The organism is Nocardia abscessus NBRC 100374, from assembly GCF_000308455.1.
Classification (GTDB): domain Bacteria; phylum Actinomycetota; class Actinomycetes; order Mycobacteriales; family Mycobacteriaceae; genus Nocardia; species Nocardia abscessus.
The window spans coordinates 21,229-34,467 of the sequence record NZ_BAFP01000261.1; the positions used below are offsets into that span (position 1 = coordinate 21,229).

Sequence of the window (13,239 nt, forward strand, 5' to 3'; positions counted from 1 at the left end):
TCGGGCGAAGAAGTGGTGAGTAGTGAGGCGGAGCTGGACGACCAGAGCTCGACCGATCTGGACGTGCTCGCGGCCCATCTGGCCGGGCTCGGCGACCCACCGGTTCTCGATTGGGCAGACGCTGCGTTGCCCGACCGGTTGCGGAATACGCTCGCCACTTTTCCCGGGCGCAAGCTGGAGGGCATCGCGAGCTCGGGGCGACCGCAGATCGACCAGGGCCGTGCTGAGTTGACGCTGGCCCTCACCTGCGCCGCGCAGGCCTGGCCTGCCGACGCCATGGTGGCCACCACTGTGCAGGCTGCGACTGTGACTGTTTCTCGCCGGGGCGAGGTGACGGTCACACTCGACGGTCGGTTCGGGGGAATCGCGGTGGTGGTCACGCTGCGCACGGACAGGTCCGACGGGCTGACCGCAGCGGTGCGGTCACAGAATGCCGGCGCGTTCACGGTGGACACGCTCGTAGGGACGCTGGCCGGGAACGATGCGTGGCGCGCGGTCGAGAGCGGACTGACGGACCTCGGGCTGGAGCGCGCACTCGGACAGGTCACAGGTTTCGATTATCGCCTCGGGAAGGACCTGTCGGCCGAACCGATCGGCTATGTGGTGACGTCCGTGGCGGTGGCCACCGCATTCACGTTGCGCGATTTCGACTTGAACGTCGAATTGTGGTTGCCCGACCATTATCTCACCGGCGGCCTGCGCGAGCACAAACCGATCGGCGTCGCGCAGTTGCTGGGCTCCTTCGGCCTCCCGGTCACCCATGTGCCGACCGACCTGACCGTCGCCGAGTTGGACTTCGCCGTCGGCCTCGGCGACACCTATCGGATCACGACGACGCTCACCGGCGATTGGTCCATCGGCCACTTCACTCTGAAGGATGTGTCGGCTTCGGTCGCCTACAACACCTTCGAGAAGTTCGTGGCCCGGTTTTCGGGCACAGCGAGTCTCGGATCGGTTCCCGTCGCCATCAGCGCGGCGAAGTCCTCCGGCGCAGAGGGCGGCTGGACCTTCGAAGGTGGGATACCGGCCAACGACGAACTCACGATGGGGGCGCTGTTCGAGCACATGGGTCTGACCGGAGCGCCCAAGCCGGTCGAAACCATCGCGCTGAGCAGTCTTTGGTTTTCCTACACCACCGGCAGCGGCCGATTCGCCGCCAGTTGCCGCGGCGAACTGGAGATCGCCGACGGCATCACGGCATCGGTCGGCATCGCCATCACTCGCGACGAGACCGGTACGCGGTATGAGGGAACGCTGTCGGTGGGCGAGCTGGAGTTGGACCTCTTTTTCGATGCCGAGCGGGGCATGGACGCCTTTGTCGCCACTTATCGCAATGCCGACGGCGGCGCAGTCGCGTTGCGGGAGTGGGTAGCCGCCGTATCCACCGATCTGGCGGCGGATATTCCCGAGAGCTTGCGGGTCGGGTTGACCGATGCCAAGTTCGTGCGGGTGAAACCGGCCGCCGGGCCTGCGGTGTTCGCGGTAGGTTGCGATCTGTCGGCCTGTATCGATCTCGGCCAGCTGCCACTGATCGGTGGGTTCCTGTCCGAGGTGGGCGCTCTCGGTGTGGACAACCTCCAGATCCTCTACAGCACCGCGGCTATCGATGCCACGACCAGCGCGGCGCTCGACGCCCTGCTCGCTCGCGCCAAGGTGGTGCCGCTGCCGAGCGCGGGCCTGACCAAGGGCCTCGCCGTGCAGGCGGTGCTGCGGATCGGTGCGAACCCGACACCGGTGGCGCTGGGCTTACCCGCCGCATCGTCCCAACGCTCGCCCTCCGGTACACCCTCGTCCGATGCACCGGCGCCCGATATGTCCACCGACCCGCCCGGATCGGTTCCGGCCACCCCGAATACACCTGTACCGCAAGGAACGACGAGCGTGTGGCTACCGGTGCAGAAGCAGCTCGGCGTGCTGCACGTGAACCGCGTGGGCATGCTCTACCAGGACAATGCGCTGATGTTCGCGCTCGACGCAGCGGTCACTCTGGGGCCGCTGAAGTTGTCGTTCGACGGCCTGGCGGTCGGCTCACCGCTGGACAAGTTCGTCCCGACCTCCAGCCTGTCCGGGCTGGGCGTGGCCGTCGACACTCCATCGGTAACGATTTCCGGTGGCCTGCTGCATGTTCCGAACCCGGCCGCCGGGATCGAGTTCCAGTACGACGGCACTGCAGTCATCGCCAGCAAGTCCTTCGCTCTGGCCGCGATCGGCTCGTATGCACAGTTGATCGACGGGGATCCTTCGCTGTTCATTTTCGCTCAACTGAACGCCGAGCTGGGCGAGCCGCCGGTGGTGGTCAGCGCGCTGATGGCTGGTTTCGGGTTCAACCGCGAGCTGGTCGTTCCCACCGCGCGAGAAGTGCCGAACTTCCCGCTGCTCGCCCTCAACGGACAGGGGCAGGAACCCACCCACGTCCTCGACGTTCTGGAGGGCCGCGCCAAGGCCGCGCCGGGAACACCAGCGCGGCAATGGATTCCGCCGAGACAAGGCAGTTACTGGCTGGGCGTCGGGGCGGAGCTCACGCTGTTCGAGGTGGTGAAGACCAAACTGATGCTCGTGGCGGAGTTCGGCCACGAACTGATCTTCACCCTGCTGGGCACCGCGACGCTGCAACTTCCGCTGGCCGGCCAGTCACCGCACACTTACGTCTATGCCGAGCTGGGGCTGCAGGCGTCTCTGCGCCCGGGCCAGGGCAGCCTGACGGCGCAGTCCCAACTTTCCGACGCCTCCTATGTGCTGGTGAAAGACTGCCATCTGACCGGCGGATTCGCCGCTGCGGTGTGGTTCGGGTCCAATCCGAACGCCGGGCAGTTCGTCGTCACGCTCGGCGGCTACCACCCGAGATTCGACCGCCCGTCCTACTACCCCGTCGTGCCCCGGCTGGGTATCAGATGGGCCCCGAGCACCGCGGTGTCGGTCGCCGCCGAAGCCTATCTGGCCGTGACACCGTCGTGCGCGATGGCAGGCGCCAGGCTGGATGTCGTGTTCCACGAGGGTCCGGTCCGGGCCTGGTTCACCGCCCACGCCGATCTCCTGGTGTCCTGGCACCCGTTCAGCTTCATCGCCGAGATCGGGGTGTCCATCGGTGCGTCGGTCCGCATCGACGCGTTGTTCTTCCATGGGACGCTCAGCGTCTCGGCCGGGGCCCAGCTCACCCTGTGGGGGCCGCCGACCGGCGGTTCGGTGACCGTGCACCTGGCCGTCTTCACCGTCACCATCGGCTTCGGAGCCGATCCCGACCAAGGTCAGACCACACCGCTGGACTGGGCGCAACTCGCGGGCATGCTGCCCAAGCGCGAGGAGGTGGTCACTCTCACCCCGGTGAGCGGTCTGGATACCACGATGCCGGACACCGGCGCGGGTGAGCCCAGCAGCGGCGGGCGGCGGTGGCTGATGCGTGCCCGCGACCTGCGTTTCGTCACCGGATCCGCGATTCCCGCCAGCCAGCTGCGGATGGGCGACGAACTGGTGGAGACCGGCGCCGACATCGACGTCCGGCCGATGAATCAGACCGGCCTGGCGGGGATGCACCGGCTGAGCGTGCGGCATGAGGACCGGCCCGTCGCGGGCTGGACGGTCACCGCTCGAAGACAGAATCTGGCGGCGTCACTGTGGGGCGCCCCACCGGTGCCGTTCAACCACCGGCCCGCGGAACCCAGCGCTGACACCGTCGCGGATCTGCTGGTCGGTTGCGCGGTGCAGGCGCCCCGGCCGGTGCTGGCGGACTCGCGCGGGGTCTTCCCGCTGAGCGCGTATGACGCCGAGGAGATCCCACCCGGTCTGTCGCCGTTGCCACTGCATCCCGAACCGAACGGCGACCACGTCTTCGCACCCGATCCGGCCGCCGTCCGGTTGATCGCCGACGTCGACACCGATCCGGTGCGAAGCCGACGCGATCAGGTGTTCGCGGCGCTCGCCGACGCCGGACTGTTCACCGGTTCCAGCGACGGACTGACGGAATTGGCCTCCGGCGTGGGTCACTTCTACAGCCAGGCGCCGATGATCCGGAAAGCGAGTAGCCCGACATGAGTTCGAGCCCCGCCCATCCCGCGCGCGACACCATCCCGGTCGGCGATATCGAACTGCACGACAACTACCTGCCCGGCGTGACGGCCGGCGATTACACCGTCGAGGTCACCCACGACCTGAAGGCGGGTCCGGACGGGCGGTCGATCATCACGGACGGGGCGTTGCGAACGGTGCAGCGGTTCACCATTCGCGGTCCCCAGGTGGCGATCGACACCGGCGCTGTGGTCACTACCCAGCCGCCGGACGGCGGCACCGGGCGATTCGCCGAGGTCTTGCCCCATGTGGTGCTCGGTGACCCCATGCTGCCGTGGGAACGCGACATGGACGCCGCGCCAGGCACTCCGTGGCTGGCGCTGCTGGTGTTGACCGACGACCAGCTCGTCGGTGCCACCGCCGACCCGACCCGGGCGTGCTCCGGGATCGTGCAGGATTTTCTGGCCCCTGACCCGGCGGTGCGCAAGCCGGCTCTGGTGCTGGAGTCCGACATCGCGCCGGACGCGCCGTGCCGCTACATCCAGGTCACGGCGGAGGCGTTCCGGGCGGTCGTGCCCCGGCTGGACGAGGCGCGCTGGCTGGCCCACTGCCGTGGCGCCAATACTGGCGACCGACCCATTCTGGGTATCCAAGAGGACGGATTGTTCTCCGTGATCGTCGCGGGCCGTTTCCCGGCTGTGGGGCCGCCGGGGTCCGCCGACGCGGTCAAGAACATCGCGCACCTGGTCTCATTGGAAGGCCACCAGCAGATTCTGACCGAGGATCCCGACTTCGGTGGTCACACGTCGGTGGCGCTGCTGTCGTTGTGCAGTTGGACGTTCTGGTGTCAGGCCGACCGGAGGATCGACTTTCGCGAACTCGCCGAGGGGCTCGCCCACGACCCGCGCTCGGGCACACCGGCTGCGCGCGAGCAGATGTGGTTGCGGCTGCCCAACCCCTACCCGCAGACGAATACCACCGATGCGCGAGGTCAGGTGGCACGGCGGATCGACGACGGCTATGCCCCGCTGCCGTATGTGACCCGGTCCGGTGAGTGCACCTACGGCTGGTATCGCGGCCCCTGCACGCCAGTCGTGCCGGTCGTCACGCCGCAGGCGATCACCGCCACCACGGCGGACGCCCTCATCGGCTACGACCCGGTCTGGGGAAGTTTCGATCTGTCGCTCGCGACCGCGTTCGAGACCGGCCGAGCGCTCGCCGTCGCCGATTCGGTGTTCGCCCAACAGCTGACGACTTTCAAACGTGCGGCGCGGGCGCTGGTCGACACCCTGCACCACCGGGAGATCAGTGCCCACCTCCCGGACGCGGGTGACAGGCACTCAGAGTTCGCGTCCGCGCGCGCGGCGTTCGGCGCAATGCTCGACGGCCAGCTGCTCGCCGTGCTGGGTGCGCCTGCGCCCGCGCCGACCCAGCCGTGGTCGCCGCCCACCCCCGATGCGCCGCCGAGCGATCCAGCACAGGCACTGGCGGAATTCCTCCGCTCCGCCGAGACCCGGGCCGCGCTGGACCAAGCGCTGCGCGAGGCCCCGCTCGCCGACGAACTCGCCCCAATCGTGGCCTGGCTTGCACAACGGCTACTGCTGCAAGGCATTCCGTTCACCCACCTGGTTCCCGATGAACGGATGCTGCCGCCGGAGTCGTTACGCTTTTTCCACATCGATCACACGTGGCTGGACGCGCTGGTCTCGGGGGCGTTGAGCGTCGGTGCGCAGTCGAGCCGTGACACCGTCCAGGACCAGATCATCGGCGCCGCGGTCCGTGCTGCGGCAGCCACGCAGGCCACCACCCATCGCGACACGCTGCGAGCCGCCGCCCCGCGTACCTCCACCGACGAAGAAACAGCGACGGCACAACAGATCTCGGGCTTGCTGCTGCGATCGGCGATCGTGTCCAGATGGCCGAATCTCGCAGTGCGAGGCTACGATCCGGCGGGCGGGCTGCTGCGGATTCTGCGGCTGGACCATCTGTCACCGACCGTGCTGCTGTGCCTGTTCGACGGGATCCCACACACGGTCGAGCTGGCCGAACCGCAGGAAGGGTTCCGGTTCGGCGTCGACGACGACGGCCTCATCCCGCTGCGCAACCTGCGGCCGCGCGACTCTTCGCACGGCCTGGAGCTGGGGGCGCCGTTCGACCCGGAGATCACCTTCCCGGTGCTCGACCATCTGCGTGGCGACGACGGCTGCCGCGTGCTGGCGCCGGGTTCGCTGGTGGCCGCTCTCGGCCGGGCCCTCGACGCCGCGCACGGGACCCCCGTCGGCCCGATCACCCCGGCCGATCTGGCCCTGCAGATGGTCAGGGTTCCCGAGGCGATCCGCTTCACCGGCCCCGCCGATCAGACGAAAGGCCGGTGACCATGCGCCCTACCCTCGTCGTCCCGATCGACCTCGACGCCCTGGTGATCACCTCGGCCGTCTTGGGCGAGAACACCTTTCGCATCTGGCCGCGGACCTACCGAGCTCTGGAGGACTACGCCAGTCCCGAACCCGACGAAGGCGACCGGCAGATCGAGGATTCGCAATTCGCCGCCCCGGGAGTCCATCTGCACTGGACACTGCCACGCGGGCTACGTCACGGTACGCAGGACCCGCGCACCGGGCGGCTGCGGTACCCGCTGGTCCCCAACCGCTGGCTGCTCACCCGTTTCAGCGGGACCACCGACCGCCGGGTCAAGGCATGGGTGATCGAAAGCGACTGCCCGCACAGCACCTACGCCCGCCGGCAAGGCCACGACGCGGTGCACTCCAGCGACTTCCTGGTCGACCAGAACACCGTCGACGCCTGGAAGGCCAGCGCCGACCCGTACCGCAATCAGGTCAAACCACGCAAGCCGGAACCGGGCTTCTACCAGCTGCCCATCGGGCTCGCCTTTTCCGCCGACACCCCCGGGGCGTGGTCCGAACGCGCGGGTGATGATCGGCTGTTCCTGACCGCGATGGGTCCCGGTGATCCGCATTTCCCCACCTATGTCCCGCACAACAACAATGTCGTCTCCTTCATCGACGACCTCACCGACCTCGGCGGCGCGGCCACCCTCGGCTATCACCTCGTCGGCTGGTACTCCCAGCCCGACGCCGATGTGCTGGCCCCGCCTCCCGGCACCTCCTACGCCGAAGTGCTCGCGCACCTGGGCTGGCAGGATCCGAGGCTGACCGGAGACCCCCGCCACGACGGCGCGGTCGAACCGGCCACCCGCAGCCTTTACACCGGCCAGGTGCTATCCGTCGCCTGGGACCCCGACGCCTCCACCGCGCCGTCCGACGACCCGCTGCGCCGAATCCGCGATGACGGCAGGATCGACGTCGCCATCGCCAACACCACCGAGGACGCCTTCGCGGCACTATCCGGTCGCGCGCTGGCGGTCGCCGGTCACCCGCCCACCGCCGCCGACATGCAGTTGCTGCGGGCCTTTCTGCACGGTCTGCTGCCGCTGGCCGACGAAAAGGGCGGTGACGCCCGGATTCGACGCCGCATCCACGGCGGATGGTTCGCCGCCACCGCCGGCGGTCACCGTTGGACCGTGACACCCCCGCCTGCCGCGGACAACACCCCGCAGTCGTTCACCGCACCGGTGTGGCTCGACACTCTCAACGACGATCAGCGCGACCTGGACACCCAACTCGGCGAATTGACCTCGCTGCAATGGCGATTGAACGCGCTGTGGCTCAAGAACGGCATCTACGCCAATCTGCTCGTCCCGCCGATCGACGCACCCGACGGGCAGCAGATGCAGAACCATCTCGACCCCGGCATCGACGGTTCCCTGGCCCAGCGGGTGCGCCACAAGACCGCCGCGGTCCGCGACCAGGCCGCCAAGGTGCCCCAGCCCGACCCCGGCGGCTCGCCTGCCGAAGCACAGGACGCGCTGCAGACCTCGATCACCGCCTTCGCCGCGGCCAAGGGTCTGCCGCAGGGTGCCACCCTCAAGGCGATACCCGCAAACCCCTTCTGGCAGAGCAACAATCCGGTCGTCACCGTGTCGGGGGTGTGGCCTCCCCCGGACACCGCCGACGCCGACCGGCCGCTGCCGGTGCGGCCGGTCACCGCCGACACCTCCAGCCTGATCGCCGCCGTCACGATCAACGGCATACCGATCACCGTCACCCCCGGTCACGCACCGATGCCCGAAATCCCTACCAGCGCCTCGTTTCCGGACCTGCTGGGCGCGTTGCTCGCCGAATTCTTCCTGCTCGATCCGGATAGTGCCGCCGCCCTGGCAACCGCCACTGGCCTGCCCGCCGACCAGGTGACCGCGACCCTCACCGCGCACCGGACCGACGACTACACCGGCACCCTGCCCGCCCTGGGCCTGACGCCCTGGAGTCAGCCCTGGCAGCCGGTGATCATGGAATGGAAGGCCGCCTATCTCCCTATCCCCTACAGCGTCGGCGCCCAGCGCTGTTGGAGTTTCGACGGCACCGACTACCGCTTCACCCCCGGCGCCACCCAGTTGGTGTACTCCCTGGACGACATCGTCGAGATCGGCGGGATCTCGGGTCTGAGCCCGCACCCCCGGTCCCTGTTCGCCGCCCGCCTGGAGAAGTACGTGGCCGACCACGGCACTCCCGATCAGGCCGACCGGTTGGAAGGGTGGCTGGCCGATATCGGCGACTGGAATTTCCTGGCCCAGGAACTGACCGGGTTCAACGAACGCCTCGCCGCCCGCGATATCCGCGCCTCCCGCCGTCCGACACCCAACGACGAGGACTTCCCCCACATCGCCGGGCTCGCCGGATACTCGGACGCCGCGACCGAGGACAGCCTGCCCGCCCGATACCTCGACCGGGTCCACAGCGTCCCGTACCTGCCCGCCGGAAGCGACCCGAAGTTCCAGGAGATCCGGCAAGGGCAGATCTACCTGTCGCAGCTGTTGCTCTACGACAAGTTCGGCCGGGTGCTCGATGTCGTCAACTCCGACACCGAATACGGTGGGCTGCACGATCACCGGAACTTTCCGCTGGTCATCGATGACGCCTTCGCAGCCGCGACCTCGCTCGCCCCGAAGGTCGCGGCCGTGGCCCAGTTGCCGCCGCGTCCCCTGCAACCGGCGCGGCTGGACTTCGATCTGCTCGACGGCATGACCGCCCGCCGCATCGTCGGCACCGGGGCCGAGGCCAGCCCGATCGGTGGGTGGCTGTTACCCAACCACCTCGACCGCAGCTTGTTGCTCTACGACCCCACGGGCTTACTGTTGGGCACCTACCGGCTGGTCAGCACCCGCGACGGACAGATCGGACAGTGGGAACCGCCACCCGAGGGCACCATCACCGGTCTCGACCAGGTAGCCTCGCGGGCACCGGTCGTAGCCGGGCTCCTCGGCTCCTCACGGCTCGCCTCCGCGGCGAATTTCACAGCCTTCCTCGATGCGATCGATTCCACCTTGTGGACCACCGACCCGCTCGGCGCCCGCGCTGACAAGAACCTGTCGGTCCTCATCGGACGGCCGCTGGCGCTCGTACCCGCGCAACTTCGACTGTGCCTGGACGGTCCACCGCTGTTCGACACCGGCTGGGCCGCAACCCTCGAACCGCCACAGCCGCAATTCACCGCCTACCAGTTCGCGGTGCGGCTGGGCGACCGGCACGCCCGTGACGACGGACTCATCGGCTATTTCACAGCCGACCGACACGGCACTTATCAATTCGACCGGTTCAACAGCGTGACCGCGCCCGACGACCGGCAGGACTTCCTCACCCAGATCGGCCCGCTGGGGCCCGGCGAGGCACCATCCGACGCCAACTACCTTCAACTGACCTTCGGGGACCCGGCTCCGACCGCGCTCCTGCTGCTGATGGACCCGCATGCGAGCGTGCACGCTGTCACCGGCATCACGCCCACCGCCGAGGTCGCCGTCGCGGCCGCCCATCGAGATACACCGCTCGCACATATCGAGGCCCTGTTCCGCTTCGGGCCCATCCTCACCACCTGCCACGGTCAAGGCACGGGTGACGGATCCATCACCTTCCCAAAGCCCGCCGAAAAGCATGGCAGCTGGACCTGGTTGCATCCCGCACCCGGGAACATCCCCTTGACCCCCTACATGCTGGCACCGACGACACCGAACGCCCACTTCCCGGACGACCCCACGACCCTCCAAGACGGCCTGCTCCGGTTCACCACCAACCTCGACGACTACCCCGACCCCACCTGAGAAGAAGGGCGCACCCATGACCGAGCAGCCACTGCTGAGCTTCCAGCCCTCGACCAGCCCGTCACCACTACAGGCCGGAACCAAGGACACCCCCGGTCACGCCCGCATCGTCATCGCCGTCGCACCCCGCAGCCAACCGGTCTATTGCGAAGAGATCCAGATCGCCGTTCCCAGCGAGTCCGACGGCGGCGCTCCCTACTTCACGGGCAAACCGACGTGTTCGTGCACCCCCGAGGGCAAATGGGAGGTCTTCACCGCCGCGGCGGAGGAGGAAACCACCGGCGACAGCGCCACGGGTCCTTATCAGTTCACCTTCAAGAACACAGCTACAGACGATGATGACGATACCGATCTCATCGACTACCCGATGAGCATCATCCTCACCGGCCCCCTCGGAACCCCCACCGGCACACTAACCTGCACCATCGGCGAAAAATCCACCACCGACAACGAGATGCGCCACAAGCTCCGACAGAGCAAAGTGGACATGCTTGTGGAACCGCAGCCTTTCTACCTGCGCAACTTCATCACCCACAGTCCGAGCAGAACCTCTGTTCCGCAAACCAGATTCACGGCAGGAGACCGGGTCGATTTCACCTGGGAAAGCAACGGCACGTCCTTCACGCTCTACGACGGCGACGGCACCGTGCTCTACGCGGGCACCGACACTCACGTCACCCTCCCCGACGGCGCCACCAACACGGGGCGCGCGTTCGTCCTCACCAGCGACACGACCTTCACGCTCGTCGCCGAGTACACCGCCCACGGTTTCGAACCCACCTACCTGAATGCCCTGGTACCCATCACCGTCACCAACCCGACCGTCGCCGCGCTGACGGTCAACGGATCGCTCTCCGCCAGAGCCGATCTCAACGTATCTGATGGCCTCATCGTCCAAGGTGATCTGCAAGTCCGCCGGACGGCTACGGTCGATCAGCAACTCACCGCCACCGGAGGAATCTCCGGTGGTTACAACGCCCTCGCCATCCGCAACGGGCTCACCGTCTACGGTCACACCACCCTGAACTCCGACTGCGACGTCGACGGGTTCCTCTCCGCCAGAGGGGATTTCAGCGTATCCGACGGTGGTACCGAGAAACTGACCACCAGCGGTACCACCGGCCTCCGGGTCGATGGCGACCTGACCTCCGAGGGCAAGGGAGTGGTCCGCTACAGCGATGACGTCGCCATCACCGGCGGATACGGTGGAGAGCATCTGTATGTGAACGACAACGATGCCCACCCGGACCCGTACAGTCGCCATGTGTACGTCATGCGTCGGGGCTACGGCGCCTCACTGGCCACCTGGAAGATCGAACCCGATGCCTGACACCGGGCCCAGATCCCGTCACCCGATCCACCACCGGCCTCGACGACCATCCTCTTGATCCCACGAGGAAAGACCGTCGCGGTTCAGGGCGGTCTCACCGCGACGGCCGGATCACCCTGAATTCCGACTGTGAGGTCCGAGGGCTGTCGTCCGCCGACCGCGATACCCGATCGTGACCCGGCCGGGCGCTGAATTCTCCTGGCGCCCCCCCGGATCGGCGAACCATCCTGCGGCGCACTCCGGCCGATGACCCAACTGGGTTCCCTGATCAGCGCGAGAACCGTGGCCAGCGGTCAAATCCGCGGCGAACGCGCCGATCTGAGCCAGCGGTCGGCTGCGGGTTCGGCTCAGGCACGTCAAAGGTTGCTAGGACCGCCACCTGGCACCGTCGACGCCCAAGACCTCGGCAGCCTGCCCCGCGGAGACCTGGGCGTTTTCCCACAGCAGTGAGTCGACGCCTCCAGCGGCCTTCTTGGTGTAGTTCTGCCAATCAGTGACCACATCCGCGAACGGCGGGGTCTTCCATTGCCCGTCACCCCACTCGAACCCTGAGTCGAGACGAAGGGTTTGCGCTATCCCACCTTCCAAGTTGCCGCGAAACTTCCGACAGAACGAGTCGAACCGCGCCATCTCCGACGTCATCCTGGCAACAAGATGGAAAGCGGCCGCCGCATTGTCGATGCCAACATCGGGTCCGCCCTGGCCCTTTATCAGAGGAAACAAGTAGGTGTAGAGAACATCGAGACTTCGGAAGAATTCCTGGCGATTCAGCACAGGCTCGGCAGCGGCACCACCGTATTCCGACGGGATATGCGGACCCCTCTCCCGGCCACCCAAGTACAAGCTGGGAGGGGGCAGCTTACTCAGCCGAGCCGCTGTCCAGGGGGCCCTCTCCTCCCCCGACCACGCCGCCATGAACGACCAGGCTCGCTCGATCGTCCAGCCCCGCAGATAGAGGTTCTGCCTCTCGAAGCACAATCGAATAATCGGATAGTCACTATCCGTGACGAGATGCGGCGAGTGGCTCAACCTGATGGCAACCCACATGAACCTCTCGTCTCCTGCGGTGTTGAACTCATCACGCAAGTGTTTGATCATCTCCATGTACGCCTTGGGACCGAACGTCTGTTCCCACCACGTCGGACGACGGAGATCATCTGGGCTCCACTTCACCATCTCCAACCTCCCCGAATCATCCGGTTACCAGCGAAGATCGCCGGGGGAGAAACGAAACCCGTCACCGGAGAAGACATCCCACCCCGAATAGACCAATGTGACAACGAGTCTGAACAGCCATCGCAGAAGGGTCAAGAACACGAAGCCCCAACCCCCATCCCGACGCGACTCCGCACCTACGCCCACGAGCGCGCCACAAGTCGCCACAACCACCCGCCCAGCGTCCACCGTCGAATTCACCTCTGCGAACTATTCACGCACGACCATCCAGGACCGCCGTTCAGCAACTCGTGTCAGCGCTCTTCGAAAATCGGCTCTGGCACACACTTCGTGACTGACCCAGATTGAGACCCGTTGAGGCGCAGTCTGGTCCTTGTGCGCGCTTACCTGCAGCCGTTCCGGACCACCGCTCACATCCCCGCACCACCAGCACCACCGCCCTCGGTCCGCCGGGTCACCGCCTGGATCATGACCGACCCATCCCTAATCGACACCGGCGACCAGCATTGGCTCGCCGCGATCCTGGCCGCCAGTCCCGAACTCAGCGCCCTCGCCGGCC

The 13,239-nt window shown here is 67.1% G+C and carries 5 protein-coding genes; 4 read left to right on the forward strand and 1 reads right to left on the reverse strand.

Annotated features, from left to right (window positions below):
• The first annotated feature begins 15 nt into the window (after positions 1 to 15).
• From ON19_RS32480 to ON19_RS32495, 4 genes are read left to right on the forward strand one after another with little or no spacing between them, the layout of a single operon-like run.
• Positions 16 to 4,029 (forward strand): DUF6603 domain-containing protein, encoded by a 4,014-nt coding sequence (locus ON19_RS32480; RefSeq protein WP_218006519.1) that lies wholly within the window; start codon positions 16 to 18, stop codon positions 4,027 to 4,029.
• A complete protein-coding gene (locus ON19_RS32485; RefSeq protein ID WP_043701576.1) occupies positions 4,026 to 6,377 on the forward strand; it encodes a hypothetical protein in 2,352 nt (783 codons plus the stop codon). The genes ON19_RS32480 and ON19_RS32485 overlap by 4 nt, the downstream gene beginning before the upstream one ends.
• Positions 6,374 to 10,174, forward strand: a complete 3,801-nt coding sequence (locus ON19_RS32490) for a hypothetical protein (protein WP_043701578.1) — start codon at positions 6,374 to 6,376, stop codon at positions 10,172 to 10,174. Before ON19_RS32485 ends, ON19_RS32490 begins: the two co-directional genes overlap by 4 nt.
• A 16-nt stretch (positions 10,175 to 10,190) precedes the next feature.
• Complete coding sequence (locus ON19_RS32495) at positions 10,191 to 11,504, forward strand: hypothetical protein (protein WP_043701581.1); 1,314 nt, start codon at positions 10,191 to 10,193, stop codon at positions 11,502 to 11,504.
• 366 nt (positions 11,505 to 11,870) lie between these two features.
• On the opposite strand, the gene ON19_RS32500 is transcribed toward ON19_RS32495, so the two are convergent.
• Positions 11,871 to 12,680, reverse strand: a complete 810-nt coding sequence (locus ON19_RS32500) for a hypothetical protein (RefSeq protein ID WP_043701583.1) — start codon at positions 12,678 to 12,680, stop codon at positions 11,871 to 11,873.
• Between the last annotated feature and the right edge of the window lie 559 nt (positions 12,681 to 13,239).

What these genes read in the sequence shown, in the direction of transcription:
- ON19_RS32485 (WP_043701576.1), top strand. Translation starts at nt 4,026, where the DNA reads ATGAGTTCGAGCCCCGCCCATCCCGCGCGCGACACCATCCCGGTCGGC.
- ON19_RS32495 (WP_043701581.1), top strand. Translation starts at nt 10,191, where the DNA reads ATGACCGAGCAGCCACTGCTGAGCTTCCAGCCCTCGACCAGCCCGTCA.
- ON19_RS32500 (WP_043701583.1), bottom strand. Translation starts at nt 12,680, where the DNA reads ATGGTGAAGTGGAGCCCAGATGATCTCCGTCGTCCGACGTGGTGGGAA.